17 protein-coding genes are annotated in these 15,480 nt (G+C 63.4%); 4 read left to right on the top strand and 13 right to left on the bottom strand.

Features of this window, described 5'->3' with window-relative positions:
• Nucleotides 1-106 precede the first annotated feature (106 nt).
• The 8 genes from V1286_RS28395 to uvrC all read right to left on the bottom strand — a co-directional run bounded on the left by V1286_RS28395 (nucleotide 107) and on the right by uvrC (nucleotide 7,754).
• On the bottom strand, nucleotides 107-1,174 hold the full coding sequence (locus tag V1286_RS28395) for a YihY/virulence factor BrkB family protein (RefSeq protein ID WP_334485222.1): 1,068 nt from the start codon (nucleotides 1,172-1,174) through the stop codon (nucleotides 107-109).
• The gene (locus V1286_RS28390) at nucleotides 1,174-1,746 is read right to left on the bottom strand and encodes a phage holin family protein (RefSeq protein ID WP_334485220.1); all 573 of its coding nucleotides are present in this window, start codon (nucleotides 1,744-1,746) and stop codon (nucleotides 1,174-1,176) included. The genes V1286_RS28395 and V1286_RS28390 overlap by 1 nt, the downstream gene beginning before the upstream one ends.
• An 85-nt stretch (nucleotides 1,747-1,831) precedes the next feature.
• A complete protein-coding gene (gene aptA / locus V1286_RS28385; protein WP_334485218.1) occupies nucleotides 1,832-3,178 on the bottom strand; it encodes an omega-aminotransferase AptA in 1,347 nt (448 codons plus the stop codon).
• Nucleotides 3,179-3,285: 107 nt separating this feature from the next.
• Complete coding sequence (gene prmB / locus V1286_RS28380) at nucleotides 3,286-4,251, bottom strand: 50S ribosomal protein L3 N(5)-glutamine methyltransferase (protein WP_334485216.1); 966 nt, start codon at nucleotides 4,249-4,251, stop codon at nucleotides 3,286-3,288.
• On the bottom strand, nucleotides 4,251-4,718 hold the full coding sequence (locus V1286_RS28375; protein ID WP_334485214.1) for a molybdenum cofactor biosynthesis protein MoaE: 468 nt from the start codon (nucleotides 4,716-4,718) through the stop codon (nucleotides 4,251-4,253). Before V1286_RS28375 ends, prmB begins: the two co-directional genes overlap by 1 nt.
• Before the next feature lie 8 nt (nucleotides 4,719-4,726).
• Nucleotides 4,727-4,978: a molybdopterin converting factor subunit 1 gene (gene moaD, locus V1286_RS28370; RefSeq protein WP_334485212.1), complete on the bottom strand. Its 252-nt coding sequence runs from the start codon at nucleotides 4,976-4,978 to the stop codon at nucleotides 4,727-4,729.
• Entirely contained in the window at nucleotides 4,975-5,589 is a 615-nt protein-coding gene (gene pgsA / locus V1286_RS28365; protein ID WP_334485210.1) for a CDP-diacylglycerol--glycerol-3-phosphate 3-phosphatidyltransferase, read from the bottom strand. The genes moaD and pgsA overlap by 4 nt, the downstream gene beginning before the upstream one ends.
• Before the next feature lie 101 nt (nucleotides 5,590-5,690).
• The gene (gene uvrC / locus V1286_RS28360) at nucleotides 5,691-7,754 is read right to left on the bottom strand and encodes an excinuclease ABC subunit UvrC (protein ID WP_334485209.1); all 2,064 of its coding nucleotides are present in this window, start codon (nucleotides 7,752-7,754) and stop codon (nucleotides 5,691-5,693) included.
• 222 nt (nucleotides 7,755-7,976) lie between these two features.
• On the opposite strand from uvrC, the gene V1286_RS28355 reads away from it, so the two are divergent.
• On the top strand, nucleotides 7,977-8,597 hold the full coding sequence (locus V1286_RS28355) for an outer membrane protein (protein ID WP_334485208.1): 621 nt from the start codon (nucleotides 7,977-7,979) through the stop codon (nucleotides 8,595-8,597).
• A 179-nt stretch (nucleotides 8,598-8,776) separates the two neighbouring features.
• Here V1286_RS28355 and V1286_RS28350 read toward each other — a convergent pair whose 3' ends face one another.
• Together V1286_RS28350 and V1286_RS28345 are read right to left on the bottom strand one after the other, a co-directional pair.
• Entirely contained in the window at nucleotides 8,777-8,992 is a 216-nt protein-coding gene (locus V1286_RS28350; protein ID WP_108522052.1) for a cold-shock protein, read from the bottom strand.
• 261 nt (nucleotides 8,993-9,253) lie between these two features.
• Nucleotides 9,254-10,114, bottom strand: a complete 861-nt coding sequence (locus V1286_RS28345; RefSeq protein ID WP_334485204.1) for a 23S rRNA (adenine(2030)-N(6))-methyltransferase RlmJ — start codon at nucleotides 10,112-10,114, stop codon at nucleotides 9,254-9,256.
• Between the two features lie 238 nt (nucleotides 10,115-10,352).
• On the opposite strand from V1286_RS28345, the gene V1286_RS28340 reads away from it, so the two are divergent.
• Complete coding sequence (locus tag V1286_RS28340) at nucleotides 10,353-11,513, top strand: calcium-binding protein (protein ID WP_334485202.1); 1,161 nt, start codon at nucleotides 10,353-10,355, stop codon at nucleotides 11,511-11,513.
• 147 nt (nucleotides 11,514-11,660) lie between these two features.
• Here V1286_RS28340 and V1286_RS28335 read toward each other — a convergent pair whose 3' ends face one another.
• Together V1286_RS28335 and V1286_RS28330 are read right to left on the bottom strand one after the other, a co-directional pair.
• Nucleotides 11,661-12,341, bottom strand: coding sequence for a ribonuclease T2 (locus tag V1286_RS28335; RefSeq protein ID WP_334485200.1), 681 nt, complete (start codon nucleotides 12,339-12,341; stop codon nucleotides 11,661-11,663).
• 122 nt (nucleotides 12,342-12,463) lie between these two features.
• Complete coding sequence (locus tag V1286_RS28330) at nucleotides 12,464-12,925, bottom strand: hypothetical protein (RefSeq protein ID WP_334485198.1); 462 nt, start codon at nucleotides 12,923-12,925, stop codon at nucleotides 12,464-12,466.
• Between the two features lie 166 nt (nucleotides 12,926-13,091).
• Between V1286_RS28330 and V1286_RS28325 the strand changes: the two genes are divergently transcribed.
• Both V1286_RS28325 and V1286_RS28320 read left to right on the top strand, forming a co-directional pair.
• The gene (locus V1286_RS28325; RefSeq protein ID WP_334485196.1) at nucleotides 13,092-13,412 is read left to right on the top strand and encodes a hypothetical protein; all 321 of its coding nucleotides are present in this window, start codon (nucleotides 13,092-13,094) and stop codon (nucleotides 13,410-13,412) included.
• 105 nt (nucleotides 13,413-13,517) lie between these two features.
• On the top strand, nucleotides 13,518-14,060 hold the full coding sequence (locus V1286_RS28320; RefSeq protein ID WP_334485194.1) for a DUF3617 domain-containing protein: 543 nt from the start codon (nucleotides 13,518-13,520) through the stop codon (nucleotides 14,058-14,060).
• Nucleotides 14,061-14,088: 28 nt separating this feature from the next.
• Here the strand turns inward: V1286_RS28320 and V1286_RS28315 are convergent, their stop codons facing one another.
• On the bottom strand, nucleotides 14,089-15,477 hold the full coding sequence (locus V1286_RS28315; protein ID WP_334485193.1) for an ATP-binding protein: 1,389 nt from the start codon (nucleotides 15,475-15,477) through the stop codon (nucleotides 14,089-14,091).
• Nucleotides 15,478-15,480 lie beyond the last annotated feature (3 nt).

Below are 15,480 nucleotides of genomic sequence, written 5' to 3'. Positions count from 1 at the left end.
GCCCGCCTTGCGCTCCCCGAGCGCAGAAACCTTAGCATCAATGTTGATTCGCAGAGCTAGTGTTCTTTGGGCACGGCCGGAACTGGCTGGCGTGCCGGCGCAGCTGCTATCCGATGGCTTGGCGCCCCGGGGCGTCAGTGGTTGCATGGCGCTCGATCTCCGAGTTCAGCTCCGCCCCGAACAGCACGATCGTTGCCGATATCCACATCCACATCATCAGGCCGATCGCGGCGCCAAGCGAGCCGTAGGTTGCGTTGTAGTTGCCGAAATTCGAGAGGTACCAGGACAGCACGGCCGAGCCGGTGATCCAGAGTAACGCCGCGGCCAGCGTCCCGGCGCCCAGCCATTCCCATCGCGCCGCACGCCGGTTGGGTCCAAACCGGTAGAGCAGGCCGAGCGCCGCCAGCAGCACCACCAACAGCAACGGCCAGCGCGCCAGGCCGACGATAATCCCGCTCTCGGGCGGCAGGCCGAGATGATTGAACATGAGCGGAAACGCCACGACCGCGCTGACCATCAGCAGCAGGGCCACGATCCCGCCGGCCGTGAAGGCGAGCGAAAGCAGGTTTAGTTTCAGGAAGTTGCGCGTTTCCCTCACCTCGTAAACGACATTGAGCGCGTCGATGATCGCCTTGACACCGGCGTTGGCGCTCCACAGAGCAAGGGCGAGGCCAAACAGAAACGTCCCGCCGAGCGCGGCGTTGCCCTTTTCGAGCACGCGGGCAATCTGGTCCTCTACGATCTGGAACGAACCTTCGGGCAGCATCAGCGCCAGCTTTTGCAGATTGTCGCCAATGGTCGAGGGGTCGGCGAACAGGCCGTAGGACGAGACCAGCGCCGTCACGGCCGGAAATATCGCGAGCAGTCCGAAGAACACCACGCCGGCGGCGGTGGCGAGCAAACGGTCATCATTGGTGCGCTCATAGATGCGCCACAGGATGTGTTTCCAGGCCGCCCAGGGAATTGCGACCCAATTGATCATACCCGCTCGGGCGGCGGGTTCCTGAGCCTGTTCGCGCGGGGGCGAGACGGGTTGCGCGATCGATTTTCCGGAGGAACCTGCTTTTGCTCCTTTTGCTCCGGGCTGAAAAAAATGCTGCGCGGTCAGGACGAGAATGGCGGTCGCCGCCATCAAGCGCAGATTGTCGTCGGGGCCGGATCGCGCGCGGGGCATCAGACGTCCATTTGTCGCGCTCGCCACCGCCGTCGCGTTGCCGCCCAGCCCAGCAAGGTCGCCATCAGGATCAGGCCGGCCTGCATCTTTCTGTTGTCGCGTCCCGTCCGGGACCGCCTGCGACGGGCGCCCGCCGGAGGCGCCAACAGAACCGACGCGGCGGTGTCCCGTGCGGCTTCGAGTTGGTCCGGCTGGAGCGGATTGGCCTTGATCGCCACGCGAAGGCGACTGGTGAACGAAGGAAAATGTGGAGATGGTTGTTTCAGTTTGGCCGCGGCCAGCCCGGCGCAGACCGCGGCGATCGCGAGCAACAGCGCGCCGATCGCGCCAAATGCCCAGAACTGCCCGTAATGGATTTCGATCCAGCGAAATAGCGCCGTGGCGCCGACGAGGCAGGCGGCGATAAGGAAAATGCCGGCTACGGCGAGCAGGCCTGCCGCGACGGCATAGGACGTAATGGTTCCGCTCGCCTGATTCGTCCGGTCGCGCAGATACGAGCGCGTCGCCAGCTTGATCTGGTTGAGCTTCAGTCCGATCCCGGCGCGCAGCAGGTCGCTCGTAGGCGCGAGCATCTCTGCAATACCTCCGCCGGCGGCGACATGATCGTCGCCGCCGGAGAATGAACGCTGGTTGGATTTGAATGTTCCTGTGGGCAGCTCAGGCCGTCGCGCGGATCACCTTGGCGACCTTTTCGATGATCTCGCCGATCTGGTCCTCGGTGATGATCAAGGGCGGGGTCAGCACCAATGTATCGCCGGCAACCCGCAGCATCAGGTCATTGTCGTGGAAGGCGCTGTTGAGCCCGGCGAAGCCGCGCTTGCCCGGCGCATCCGCAACCGGCGCGAGATCGATGCCGGCGGTCAGGCCGACGGTGCGGACATCCACGACATCAGGCTGGTTCCGCAGCGACATCACCGCATCGGCGAATTTCGGCTCGAGCTCGTGAGCGCGCTCGAACAGCTTTTCGTCGCGGTAGATGTCTAGCGTGGCAAGACCCGCCGCGCAGGCCAGCGGATGGGCCGAGTAGGTGTAGCCATGGGCCAGTTCGACCGCATGTTCCGGGCCGCTCATGAAGGCGTCATGGATGGTGTCGCGCACCAGCACGCCGCCCATCGGCGCCGCGCCATTGGTGATGCCCTTGGCGAAGGTCAGCATGTCAGGCACCACGCCATAGCGTTCGGCGGCAAAGGCGAAGCCGAGCCGGCCAAAGCCGGTGATGACCTCGTCGAAGATCAGGAGGATGCCGTGCTTCTGGGTAATCTCGCGCAGCCGCTTGAGATAGCCCTTCGGCGCCGGCAGCACGCCGGTCGATCCCGCCATCGGCTCGACGATCACGGCCGCGACGGTGTTGGCGCCGTGCAAATTGACGATGCGCTCGAGCTCATCGGCGAAATGCGCGCCATATTCGGGCTCGCCCTTGCTGAAGGCCTGCTTCTCGCGGTCATAGGTCGCCGGCAGATGATCGACGCCGGTCAACAGCGAGCCGAACAGCTTGCGGTTGCTGACGATGCCGCCGACGGAGGTGCCGCCAAAACCGACGCCGTGATAGCCGCGCTCGCGGCCGATCAGGCGGATGCGGCCGCCCTGGCCGTTGATCTGGTGATAGGCCAGCGCGATCTTGAGCGCGGTGTCGGCCGCTTCCGAGCCGGAATTGCAGAAGAACACGTGGTCGAGGCCTGCGGGCGCCAGTTCCGCGATGCGGCTGGCGAGCTCGAAGGCCTGCGGGATGCCGAACTGGAACGGCGGCGCATAGTCCAGCGCCTCGGCCTGCTTGGCGATCGCCGATGAAATCTGGGTGCGGCCATGGCCGGCATTCGTGCACCACATGCCCGAGGCGCCGTCGATGATCTTGCGGCCGTCGACGGTGAAGTAGTGCATGTCCTTGGCGCCGGCGAGCAGCCGCGGGTTCCTCTTGAACGCCCGGTTCGCGGTGAACGGCATCCAGTGCGCGGCGAGGTCGTTCGGAACCGCGACGGGGGTGGGACGGGGGCTCTTGTCCAGCATGGGCGGCCTCTCTTCTGTTTGGGGCGATGGTCTAATGCCAAACTATCAGTTTCGTCCCTGAACGGGAACGCCAGCACGCCGTGATATTTCCGCGCAATTCCGTAAATTCAGAGATCTGCCGCGGCGATCCAGAACACTTCGCCCTCGGAATCCGCGGTATCGAGCCAGAGCAGCGGCAGTTGCGGATAGGCGGCTTCGAGTTGCGGGCGGCAGCGGCCGATCTCGCATAACAGCCCGCCCTGTGGCGTCAGGTGCGCTTCTGCTTCGTCGAGGATGCGGCGGACGATGTCGATCCCATCCGCGCCGCCGTCGAAGGCAAGCTTCGGCTCGGCGCGGCATTCGCGCGGCAGGCCGGCCATGCCCTGCGCGTCCACATAGGGCGGATTGGAAATGATCAGGTCGTAGCGCTTGCCGTCCAGCGGCTTGAACAGATCGCCGCGGTACAGCGTGAGGCGATCCTCCAGGGCGTAATCCCGGACATTGCGCGCGGCGACCTCGAGCGCGTCCTTTGAAATGTCCACCGCGTCGATTTCGGCATTCGGAAAATTCCGGCTGGCGAGAATGGCCAGGCAGCCCGAGCCGGTGCATAGGTCGAGCACGCTTTCAACCACGCCCGGGTCAGAGATCAGCGAGCCGGCCTCGTCATCACCGTCGCCGCCGAAATGCTGTTCCAGCAATTCGCCGATGAACGAGCGCGGCACGATGGTGCGCTCGTCGACATAGAACGGCAGGCCGCGCATGTAGATCTTGTTGACGAGGTAGGCTGTGGGTTTTCGCGTCGTGACGCGGCGTGCGATCAGATCAAGGATCTTCTTGCCTTCGGCTGATGTGACGCGCGCGGTGGCGAACGCCTCGAACTGGTCAGGGTGCAGATGCAGCGCCTCGCAGACCAGGAAGGCGGCCTCGGCAACCGGATCGGTGGTGCCGTGCGCGAATACCAGCTTGGCTTCGACGAAGCGGCTGACGGCATATCGGACGAAATCGAGCAGCGTCAGCAATTCGCCCGCGCCGACCTTGGGAAATTTCGATGAGCCGGCGCTGCGCTTCGCCGCCGGTTTTGCGCGTTTAGCCATCAGGGTTTGGTCCAGCGCGCGGCTGCGGCGTCGTCGTGATCGCGCGCCTCGATCCAGCTCGTGCCTTTTTCGCTTTCCTCGCGCTTCCAGAACGGCGCGTTGGTCTTCAGATAGTCCATCAGGAATTCCGCCGCTTCGAAGGCGGCCTGCCGATGCGGCGATGCCGTCACGACAAGCACGATGTTCTCGCCCGGCGCGATGCGGCCGAACCGGTGAATGATGGTGAGCCCCTGCAACGGCCAGCGCGTCAGCGCCTCGTCGGCGTGGCGGGCGATCTCGGCCTCCGCCATGCCGGGATAATGCTCGAGCGTCAAAGCGGCGATCGGTTCGCCGTCCTCGCTGCCGCGGCAGATGCCGCTGAACGAGACGACGGCGCCGATATCGGTGCGGCCCTTGGTCAGCGCCGCGATTTCCTGCGCGACGTCGAAGTCGGCTTCCTGGATACGGATGGTCGCGGTGACGGACATGGACAGGGTTAGCCGCCGGTCATCGGCGGGAAGAACGCAACCTCGCGCGCGCCTGATATCACGGCGTCCTGCTTGACATGGGCATGGTCGATCGCGGCGCGGATTACCTTCGGTTTTTCGAATGCGTAGGCATAAGCCTCACCGCGGCTGGACAGCCAGCCGATCAAATCGTTCACCGTGCGCACATCGGCCGGCGGCTCGACGGTTTCCTCCGCGATGCCGATCCGCTCGCGTACCCAGGCGAAATATTTCACCTTCATCCTTCATCCTCCTTGATGAGGTGATGGATGCCGGCGCGGAAATAGTCCCAGCCGGTGTAGATGGTGAAGATCGCCGACACCCACAGCAGGGCGATGCCGATCAGGGTGGTCTGGGGCAGAATCTGCTCGCCGGCCTCGCCTGCGATCAGGAAGCCGATCGCGACCAGCTGGATCGTGGTCTTCCATTTTGCGAGCTTGGTCACGGGCACGCTGACGCGCAGCGCCGCCAGATATTCCCTCAAGCCCGAGACCAGGATTTCGCGGCACAGGATCACAATGGCAGCCCACAGCGTCCAGCCATGGATGCTGCTATCGGCTGCCAGCATCAAGAGGCAGGACGCCACCAAGAGCTTGTCGGCGATCGGGTCCAGCATCCGGCCAAAAGCGGACTGCTGATCCCACATTCGCGCATAGTAGCCATCGAGGTAGTCTGTCACCGCGGCGGCGATAAAGACGGCCAGGGCCACCCAGCGCAGCCACAGCGGGCCGTCGAGGATGGACTGGGCGAAAACGCAGCCGACCACCACCGGAATGGCGGCAATGCGGGCGTAGGTCAGAATATTCGGCACGGACAGGGTTTTGCCCTGTCCCCTGGTTGTTGCGATGTTCATCCGTCTTACCAATACCGCTGGAGCGTGAAGGTCAACCGTGCGGACCTAGATCATCTGTCGCAGGCGACGCCCAAATGACATGCCTCTCGATTCGAGGTCCCTCAACCCGGCTGCGCATGGAAAAACTCGAAAATCTTGCGGGCGCTTTCGGCGCTAACGCCTGGAACCTTGCCGAGGTCCGCGATCGAAGCCCGCTCGATCTCCTTCAGCGTTCCGAAGTGATGCAGCAAGGCACGTTTGCGTGACGGGCCGATGCCCGGGATTTCCTGCAGGCCGGCTTCCCGGATGTCTTTTTTCCGCAGTTTGCGGTGCGAGCCGATCACGAAGCGATGCGCCTCGTCGCGCAGCCGCTGGATGAAATACAGCACGGGATCGCGCGGCTCGAGCTTGATGGCTTCACGGTCCGGCATGAACAGGGTTTCGCGCCCGGCGTCGCGGTCCGGGCCTTTGGCCACGGCCATGAGGGAGACCTGGGTAAGTCCGAGACCCTCGAAAATCTCCCTGACGGCGTTGAGCTGGCCGCGGCCGCCGTCGATGATGACGAGGTCGGGCCATTGCGGAAACGAATCATCGTCGGCCTTCGCCTTCGCGGCGTCGCCCTCCGGCGGCTTCAACAGCCGCTTGAAGCGCCGTTCCAGCACCTCGCGCATCATCGCGTAGTCGTCGCCCGGCGTCAGTCCCTCGGACTTGATGTTGAACTTGCGGTACTGGTTCTTGATGAACCCATCCGGCCCCGCCACGATCATCGCGCCGACGGCGTTAGCGCCCTGGATGTGGCTGTTGTCGTAGACCTCGATGCGCTTCGGCACCTGCGGCAGTGCGAGCGTGGTCGCCATCCCTTCCAGCAGCCTGCTCTGCGTCGCCGTATCGGCGAGCTTGCGGCCAAGCGCCTCGCGGGCGTTGGTCAGCGCATGCGCGACCAATTCCTTTTTCTCGCCGCGCTTCGGCACCGAGACTTCGACCTTGTAGCCGGCCTTCACGCAAAGCGCGTCGGCAAGCAGTGATGATTCCTCGATCTCGTGCGACAGCAAGATGAGTTTCGGCGGCGGCTTGTCGTCGTAGAATTGCGCGAGGAACGAGGCCAGCACCTCCTCTGGCGTGAACGACTTCTCCGCGCGCGGGAAATAGGCGCGGTTGCCCCAGTTCTGGCCGGTGCGGAAGAAGAACACCTCCACGCAGGAATAGCCGCCTTCTTGATGGATCGCGAACACATCGGCTTCCTCCACGGTGCGTGGATTGATGCCCTGCTGCGACTGGATCGCCGACAGCGCAGCGAGGCGATCGCGGTAGAGTGCTGCGGTCTCGAATTCGAGCTCGTTGGACGCCTTCTCCATCTCGCCGGCGAGCAGCTCCTTCACGGCGTGGCTGCGGCCGGAAAGGAAATCGTTCGCCTCGCGCACCAGCTCGCTATAGCTGGGGAAGTCGATCTCCCGCGTGCAGGGGCCCGAGCAGCGGCGGATCTGGTACAGCAGGCACGGCCGGGTGCGGCTTTCGAAGAAGCCATCGGTGCAGGAGCGGATCAGGAAGGCGCGCTGCAGCGCCGTGATGGTGCGGTTGACGGCGCCGGCGGATGCGAACGGCCCGAAATATCGCCCAGGCCTGGTTTGCGCGCCGCGATGCTTGAGGATCTGCGGCGCCCAATGGTCGCCTGATATCAGGATGTAGGGAAACGACTTGTCGTCGCGCAGTTGCACGTTGAAGCGCGGCCGCAACTGCTTGATCAGATTGGCTTCCAGCAGCAACGCTTCGGTCTCGGTCGTGGTGGAGACGATCTCGACCGTCACGGTCGCCGCGATCATGCGCAGGATGCGTGCCGGCAGCGGCGCGTTGACGCGGGCGTAGGAAGCAAGCCGCTTGCGGACGTTTTTCGCCTTGCCGACGTACAGCACGTCGCTTCCGGCATTAAGCATGCGGTAGACGCCAGGTGAGGTCGGCGCCAGCCGCACCGCGTTTTCAATGGCCGCGTGGCCGACCGCCAGCGGGCCTTCTGCAATCACCTCGGCGGACTCTTCGGGGGCCTCCGGCAGGCGCCCCTCGTCGTCCTCCTCGGCGGCGGATGTCGCGGGATCGACGTCGGCGGTCAAGTCCTGTGGCGGCAAATCCGATTGGGAACCCCGCCGCGCCTTGCTCGGGGATTTCGGATGGTCGGTAGAATCGTGATCCATGGGGCTAAATTAAGCGCTGCAAGGCGGCATCGCCAGCGCTCGCGGTGCTCCTTTGGGGGAGGCGCCGGTAACGCATTCTTAAGACTGATGAGTGGGCGGTAACCCAGCTTAACAATCCTTTAACTTAAAACTCTCGATAAATCTTACCGGAATAAAGTGGAGTTCCGTAACCAAACCGGTGTCTCGCCCGGTTTGGTCGCGGCAGTTGCGTGGGGTTGCGTGATGAGCAGGTTTGTGTGGGGCGCGCTGGCGCTGGTCGCTACAGGCTGGACCATGTCGGCGCGGGCGGCCGACCTTTACGGATCGCGCGCACCCTATACCGTCAACCAGCCGCTCAATGCCTATAGCTGGGCCGGACCCTATCTCGGCGGCAACCTCGGCTATGGCTGGGGTTCGGTCGCCAACAATCCGACCAAGCCGTCCGGTTTCGTGGGTGGTGTCCAGGCCGGCTACAATTGGCAGAACGGAGGTTGGGTGTTCGGTCTCGAAGGCGACATCCAGGCGACCGGCGCCGAAGAAACCTTCGCGCCGTGGAAATTCTCCAACCCCTGGTTCGGCACGGTTCGCGGCCGCGCCGGTTACGCGTTCAACAACATCTTGTTCTTCGGCACCGGCGGTCTCGCCTTTGGCGAGCTGCGCGCCACCACCTTTGGCGTGTCGGAATCCCATACCAATGCGGGCTGGACGCTCGGCGCCGGCGCCGAGATGGGCTTCGCCCCGAACTGGAGCGCCAAGATCGAATACCTCTATGTCGATCTGGCCAACAGCAACTTCGTCGTTACAGGCGCGTCGAATGGTTACCGGTTCGGCTTGATCCGGGCCGGAGTGAACTATCGCTTCTGAGAACAAAGAAACTGTCGACTACCATCTCCCGGCGGCAGTAAGTCGCCGGGATTTTTTTGCCTTCAGGCCGGGTTTACGCGCGCGGGCGCCGCGTGCCTCAACGCTCTGGGCGGCGATGCCGCGCCCAGCGCAAATCTTCACAGCCAAAAATTCAGTCCGCGTCCAACGCGAGCGTCAGCTTACGATGAAATCACCAGGTTGACCGCCTTGGGGCCTTTGCCCTTCTTGTCCGGTTCGACCTCGAACGTAATGCGCTGTCCTTCTGTCAGATCCTTCAATCCGGCCCGCTCGACGGCCGTGATGTGCACGAACACATCGCGGCCGCCATCATCGGGCTTGATGAAGCCGTAGCCGCGTTCTCCATTGAAGAACTTGACTATTCCAGTCATGGCCATCGGGAAACTCCTCCCCCGTATTGCTCTGCCGCTACGCGCATCTCGCGTATCGGCCGACCGGACATTCGCTGCCGGAAGCTTGGCCACCTGAGCCGATCGGGTTCACGGCGCCGACCGACCTGGATTTTTATTCGGCCTTGATCACTCCGCCGCAACCATTCGCGGAAGCGGAACGTAAAGCCAGTCCCAATGGCCTGAGCATAATACGGTTTTGCGTAAATTGCCTACGGCCCAATCACACTTTTCAGAGGGAGTACCTCTTCAGGGCTTGGGTGTCTCGAGCCTGAAACGGCCGGCCCCGCCCTGGCCGAGCGGTTTTTCGAGTTCGGGTAGAATTGTCTTCAACTCACCCGCCAGCGTCCACGGCGGATTGACGATCAGGAGCCCGGTGGAGGCGAGGGGGCCGCCAGCCGCCTGCGGCGCAACGGAAAATTCGAGCCGCAGGCATTTCCCGGCCGGCTTGCTGGCGGCGGCAGCGCCCGCGACAAGGCGCGCCAGGGTATCGGTGGCGCGCCGGCTCTTCACCGGATACCAGATCAGATAGCTGCCGGTGGGCCATTTCGCGTAGGCTTCGGCGAATCCGTCGGCCAGCGTCTCGAATTCGTCCTTTTGCTCGAAAGAGGGGTCGATCAGCACCAGGCCGCGCCGCTCGTTGGGCGGCACGAAGGCCGGCAACGCCGTCCAGCCGTCGAGGTCGACCACCCGCGCCTGGCTGTCGCGGCGCAGCGCATCGATCAGTTGCCTGCGGGCGCCGGGCTCGATTTCGCAGGCCGTAAGGCGGTCCTGCGGCCGCAGCAGCGCGCGGGCGATCAGGGGCGATCCGGGATAGGCCTCAAGCTTGCCCGGCGCGTTGAATGCCCTGACGATATCGAGATAGGGGGTCACCAGCGGCAGCGTGTTGTCCGAAAACCGCGCCTGCAGCACCCGCGCAATCCCGGTCAGCCATTCGCCGCCGCGGCGCGCTTCCTCAGCCGTGAGATCGTAGCGCCCGGCGCCGGCATGGGTGTCGATGACGCGAAACGCGGCCTGCTTTTCCTGCAAATAGGCCAGCATGCGCACCAGCACGATGTGCTTGATGACATCGGCAAAGCCGCCGGCGTGAAAGGCGTGTCGGTAGTTCATGGGGGAGGGGTTACGACATCGGGGCGCAGAAAGTAACCCATATCGTCGAAGATGCGAGCGGCGGCTGACGTCTCGCGTTGCCGAGGTGTCCGTCTCATCGCGCGATGATTTAACCGGCCATCCACAGAACCGGCCAAAACCATTGCATGGCAGATTGCTGCAAATGCAGCCCATCCGCTAACTTTCTATTTAAGGGTGTATGGTGTTCTGGTGCTCCTGGGAAAGAAGGAAGTGCCTCATGAGTGTGATTGCCGCTGCCTATTCATCGTACACCACTTGGTCGATTTCGCAGGCCGGCACCGCGGCAGCGGATGCAGGCACCAAGGTCAGCACGGCAAGTGTATTCAGCCGGGCATCGTCCTCGGCGCCCGGCGCTTCGGCCACCACGGTCAGCATCTCGTACCGCGCCAAGATGTTGCTGGCGCGGGCGTCGGCAGAACAATCCGCCGTTGATCAGCTTCAGGCACAGGTCGATGCCTTTCGCACTGGTGGGTCGGCGGCGGGGCTTCGCGGCACCAACGACGGGTTGTCGGTCGGCATGGATCTGTTCGAGATTATCAGCGGAGCCGGTGACGACAGCATCCACGTTCAGGCCAGCAACGCCACGATCGATGCCGGCGCGGGCAACGATGTGATCGGTGTCGATGGCCAGGCCAGCGTCGTCGCCGGCGAGGGTGACGATGTCGTCTTCACCTATAGTCATTCGACCGTGGATGGCGGCGCCGGCAATGATCATATCAGCACATACGGTCATTCAACGGTCACCGGCGGTGACGGCGATGATTCTATCAGCACCTATGCGTATTCGAGCGTTTCGGGTGGTAACGGAAACGACATACTCAGAGCCTACGGCAATTCCACCCTTGATGGCGGTGCCGGCGACGATAGCCTCAGCGCCTACGATCACGCCAACCTGAGCGGCGGCGCCGGCAATGATCATATCAACGCCTACGACAATGCGGTTGTCGATGCCGGTACCGGTGACGACACCGTCCGCACATACTCACATGCGACTGTGTCGGCCGGCGACGGCGATGACCATGTGTGGACCCATGATTATTCCGTCATCGATGCGGGCGCTGGTAACGATATGATCTGGGTCGGTGGATCTTCGACCGTGACGGGCGGCGCCGGTGACGATTACATCAATGTAACGGGTGATAATTCCACGATCAATTTTGCCAAGGGTGACGGCAACGATGTCGTTCGGATCGGCAACGGCAGCGTCGATTTCTCGATCAGTGGTTATTCGCAGGATGATGTTATCGTCACCCAGTCGTACGGCAGGACCACTGTAAACTTCAAGGGCTCGAACGATTCCCTTGCTTTCGATCACGGCAGCAATGGATCGGTACGACTGAGCTTCGCCGATCACACCAGCGTGGATATTCGTGCTTGACGCCGCTCTGGTGTAGAGGAATCCCGGCCATCCACGTGCCTTGCAGACGACAATAAAGCCGTGGATGACCGGGAACGCAGACAACTCTGGGTAGTCTGCGCAGGACGGGCCGCCATGCCTTGGCCTTGGCATCGCGGAAGAGGATCTTCAGCCGCCCCGCACCGGCGGCATTACTACTTCGTCGCGGCGGCAGGCGCGGCGGTCGGTTTCCTCGCAGGCGCGGAATTGCATGTCCTTGCTCAGGCAGACCCGTACTTCGCTGAGGCGCTTCCCGGAACACGTCACCGAAATCGCCGAACTGCTCAAGCCCGGGTTGATCTTGATGAAGGCCGCCTCGAGATCGCCCGGAGCGATGGTTTTCTGCTCCGACAATTGCAGGAATTCCTCGGGGATCTTCACCGCCGCGCGCGCCTTGCGGATGCTCTCGAAATAGGCCCGCGCGCCAAGGCCCGAACAGGTGCCGTGCTTGTCCCACTCGTTGAAGATCAGGCCGGGCGCCGGCATCAGGTCCAGCATCGAGGTCATGATGTTGCGATCGAGCCGCGGCGAAGGCCGCTGGCAATATTCGGGAAAGCCGCGCTCATATTGCGGCCACAGGCCGTGAACCACGAAGGAATAGGGCCGTTCGCACTGGACCTGTGAGCGCCCGCTATTGCCACGCTCGGCGGCCGCCTCGCAGAACGAGGGCGACCACGAAAGGGCAAGGACATAAAAATCGAACTCGCCCGGGGCGTTCTGCCGGCGGTCCTGCGCGGACGCCATTCCGGCAAAGACGACAACAAGCGCCAGCGAAATCAGAAACCGCGAAATAACGACAAATCGGTGCATCGAACGCCCCTCTACTCGACTACCGGGAGCCTAGCAGGGAGGCGGAACATTTCAAGAACAAAATTAAATGATCGCGAACGTCAGCCGCCGAAGGCTCTGTTCAATCGGCGCGGACCAGGGAATCAGGGCCGTGCGGCCCGGCAGCCGGGGCTATAGGCCCAGTTGCGATCAAGTCCGGTCACGCACCATTCGACGCCCTGGCCGAAGCCGGCAAAGCCGCCATCCTCAATGATCGAGTAGTGCACGGTGCGCATCTTGCCGTCGCTCAGCATCACGTCACCGCTGCAATAGCGGCGCGGAATGTTATCGGACTGCCAAGGCCGGAACGCGGTTTCGTGGATTCGGCCGAAACCGGTGATCGTCAGCGCCGAATTCCAGAACTTGCCCTCTTTCTCCTGGAATCGCGCCGCGATCGTCGACAGCGCCCGCTCGCATTCGGCGACGCGGCCGTCATAGCTGGGGCCGAACAGCCCGAAATTCAGCTCCAGCGGGTTGGCGGCCTGGGCGGCAGGGCTGGAGACCAGCAGGGCGACCGCCGCCGTGATGGGGCCGAGTGCTCTCAAGGATGTGAACAGGTTGCGCATGGGGAATCCGCCGGTAAATCAACGTGAGAGACGGTGCCGCGAAGCCCTGACGAGGTCAAGTGCAGCGCGGCAACACCTGGCGGCGAACTCCGCCTCGTGCTGCAACCATTCTTTTCACGGCCACCGGCGCACACTATGGTGGGCTTCGAGCGAAATGGAGTCTGCGATGCGAAGAATTCTGGCCGCGAGCCTGATTGCCATGTGCCTGGTCGTCATGGGCGGAATGCTGGCGGGGGCGCCGGCGCAGGCGCAGTGGTTCGACATCGACACGGTGCCGCCGTTCAAGGGCAATGACACCGGCGGCATCATCGCCTATCCGCTCGCGATGCAGGCCGACGCCCGTCAGCTCGCCGTTGACCACTGCGCCCGCTACGGCAAGGTGGTGAAATTCCTCGGCGTGCAACCCAATTACGGCGGCTATGTTTCCTTTGCCTGCCGCTGGGTGCCCTACGGCGCGGCCGAGCGGCCGCTGCGCACGCTTTACTGAGCGCGATCCCGCTAGCTTTCCCCGGCTGGACATGTTTTTGCCACGCGAAGCGTGTGTTCACTCGCGCGCACGATATCGTGGAAGAATTCAGGTGGGAGCACAGGCATGAGACGACTGCTTCTTGTAACTTGTTCGGCGCTTGGCCTGCTGGCCCTGTTGCCGGTGAACGGCGCGCTCGCCGTCGAGCTGCCGGTGCGCAAGGCCGGTCTGTGGGAGATGAAGGTGCTGAGTGGCGGCTCGGTGCCCGAGATGACCATGCAGCAATGCACCGACGAGACAACGGACAAGGACATGAGCACCGCCATGTCGCCGGTGGCCAAGGAGATCTGCTCGAAGCAGGACATCCAGAAGACGGCGACCGGCTATGTCACCGATTCGGTCTGCGGCGTCGCCGGCATGACGATCAAATCAAAGGCCGAGATCAACGGCGATTTCAATTCTGCCTACACCGTGAAAACGAGCTCGCACACCGAGGGGGGGATGGGCGGCGCCCCGCGCGACAGCTCCTCGACGATCGAGGCGAAGTGGATCGGCGCCTGCAAAAGCGATCAGAAGCCCGGCGACATCATGATGCCGGGCGGCATGAAGATGAATATCAACGACATGCAAAAGCTGAAGGCGCTGATCCCGAAACAGCCGGCGAAGTAACGAGCCAACGAGCTACTGATCAACGCGTCTACACCGGCACCCTTACCGCCGCTCTCAATCCGCCCATCGGGCTGTCGCTGAGCGTGATGTCGCCGCCATGCGAGCGGGCGATGTCGCGGGCGATGGCCAGCCCCAGGCCGGTGCCGCCCTCGTCCTGGTTGCGGGCATCGTCGAGCCGCAGGAACGGCTTGAACACTTCCTCGCGCATATTGGCGGGAATACCGGGGCCGTCATCGTCGACCGTCACCGTCAGATAGCGGTGATCGCGGTGGCCGGTGATCGAAACCGTGTTGGCGTGGCGCGCGGCGTTGGAGACGAGGTTGGCGATGCAGCGCTTGAACGATGCCGGCTTCACCGTCACCACGGGCAGGCCGTGGAACGTCACCGTCGCAGTATGGCCGTGGCGCTCGGCGTCGCTGCGCAACTCTTCCAGCGCCTTCGCCATGTCGGTCGGCTGCGCGATCTCGCCGCTGTCGCCGCGCGCAAAGGAGAGATAGGCCTCCAGCATGCCGGCCATTTCGTCGACATCCTTGCGCATGCCGTCGACTTCGGGGCTGTCGCCGATCAATGCCAGTTCGAGCTTGAAGCGGGTCAGGATGGTGCGCAGGTCGTGGCTGACGCCGGCCAGCATGGCGGTGCGCTGATCGATCGAACGCTCGACGCGCGCCTTCATCTCCAGGAAGGCCTGCGCCGCCTGCCGCACCTCGCGCGCGCCGCGCGGACGGAAATTCGGCGCCTCGCGCCCCTTGCCGAAGCTTTCGGCGGCCTCTGCCAACCGCAGGATCGGCCGGATCTGGTTGCGCAGGAACAGCACCGCGACGATCAGCAGGATCGAGGAGGTGCCCAGCATCCAGAAGATGAAGATCTCCGAATTGGAGGCGTAGGCCCTGCTTCGCTGCGCGAACACCCGCATCACCGCGTCGTCGAGCTGGATGCGGATCTCGACCAGGTTGGACTTGCCGACGGTGTCGATCCAGAACGGACGGCTGATCTGGCGGCTGATCTGCCCCGAGAGCGACTGGTCGAGCAGCGAGAAGAACGGCTTTGGCCCCGGCGTGGGCATGTCGCCTGGCGGGAGGAAATCGACCACGAGCCCGAGCCGCTCCTGCGCGATGCGCTTGAGTTGCGTGCGATCCTTGTCCTGCGGATAAGTCTTATAGATGTCGATCAGGCCCGCGATATCCTGCACCACGGCGGCCGATAAATGCCTTGTCACCGTGTTCCAGTGCCGCTCCATGAACACGAAGGCGACCACCGTCTGCAGCATCACCATCGGCACGATCATGATCAGAAGCGCGCGCGCATAGAGGCCGGTCGGCATCCAGCCCTTGAACGCGTTGCCCATCCAGCCATTGACCGCGGAGACGCGTTGCGATGCGTTGCGAATCAGGGTCAGGCCGGTGTCGAGCGTACTCATGAA

The sequence above is a fragment of the Bradyrhizobium algeriense genome (genome assembly GCF_036924595.1).
Lineage (GTDB): Bacteria > Pseudomonadota > Alphaproteobacteria > Rhizobiales > Xanthobacteraceae > Bradyrhizobium > Bradyrhizobium algeriense.
The sequence above is the reverse complement of the archived record's forward strand: the minus strand, read 5'-3'. Positions and strand labels throughout refer to the sequence as shown.

Excerpts from the sequence above, each read along its gene's own strand:
- V1286_RS28395 (WP_334485222.1), bottom strand. The coding sequence starts at position 1,174 with ATGCCCCGCGCGCGATCCGGCCCCGACGACAATCTGCGCTTGATGGCG.
- V1286_RS28390 (WP_334485220.1), bottom strand. The coding sequence starts at position 1,746 with ATGCTCGCGCCTACGAGCGACCTGCTGCGCGCCGGGATCGGACTGAAG.
- aptA (WP_334485218.1), bottom strand. The coding sequence starts at position 3,178 with ATGCTGGACAAGAGCCCCCGTCCCACCCCCGTCGCGGTTCCGAACGAC.
- prmB (WP_334485216.1), bottom strand. The coding sequence starts at position 4,251 with ATGGCTAAACGCGCAAAACCGGCGGCGAAGCGCAGCGCCGGCTCATCG.
- V1286_RS28375 (WP_334485214.1), bottom strand. The coding sequence starts at position 4,718 with ATGTCCGTCACCGCGACCATCCGTATCCAGGAAGCCGACTTCGACGTC.
- moaD (WP_334485212.1), bottom strand. The coding sequence starts at position 4,978 with ATGAAGGTGAAATATTTCGCCTGGGTACGCGAGCGGATCGGCATCGCG.
- pgsA (WP_334485210.1), bottom strand. The coding sequence starts at position 5,589 with ATGAACATCGCAACAACCAGGGGACAGGGCAAAACCCTGTCCGTGCCG.
- uvrC (WP_334485209.1), bottom strand. The coding sequence starts at position 7,754 with ATGGATCACGATTCTACCGACCATCCGAAATCCCCGAGCAAGGCGCGG.
- V1286_RS28355 (WP_334485208.1), top strand. The coding sequence starts at position 7,977 with ATGAGCAGGTTTGTGTGGGGCGCGCTGGCGCTGGTCGCTACAGGCTGG.
- V1286_RS28350 (WP_108522052.1), bottom strand. The coding sequence starts at position 8,992 with ATGGCCATGACTGGAATAGTCAAGTTCTTCAATGGAGAACGCGGCTAC.
- V1286_RS28345 (WP_334485204.1), bottom strand. The coding sequence starts at position 10,114 with ATGAACTACCGACACGCCTTTCACGCCGGCGGCTTTGCCGATGTCATC.
- V1286_RS28340 (WP_334485202.1), top strand. The coding sequence starts at position 10,353 with ATGAGTGTGATTGCCGCTGCCTATTCATCGTACACCACTTGGTCGATT.
- V1286_RS28335 (WP_334485200.1), bottom strand. The coding sequence starts at position 12,341 with ATGCACCGATTTGTCGTTATTTCGCGGTTTCTGATTTCGCTGGCGCTT.
- V1286_RS28330 (WP_334485198.1), bottom strand. The coding sequence starts at position 12,925 with ATGCGCAACCTGTTCACATCCTTGAGAGCACTCGGCCCCATCACGGCG.
- V1286_RS28325 (WP_334485196.1), top strand. The coding sequence starts at position 13,092 with ATGCGAAGAATTCTGGCCGCGAGCCTGATTGCCATGTGCCTGGTCGTC.
- V1286_RS28320 (WP_334485194.1), top strand. The coding sequence starts at position 13,518 with ATGAGACGACTGCTTCTTGTAACTTGTTCGGCGCTTGGCCTGCTGGCC.
- V1286_RS28315 (WP_334485193.1), bottom strand. The coding sequence starts at position 15,477 with ATGAGTACGCTCGACACCGGCCTGACCCTGATTCGCAACGCATCGCAA.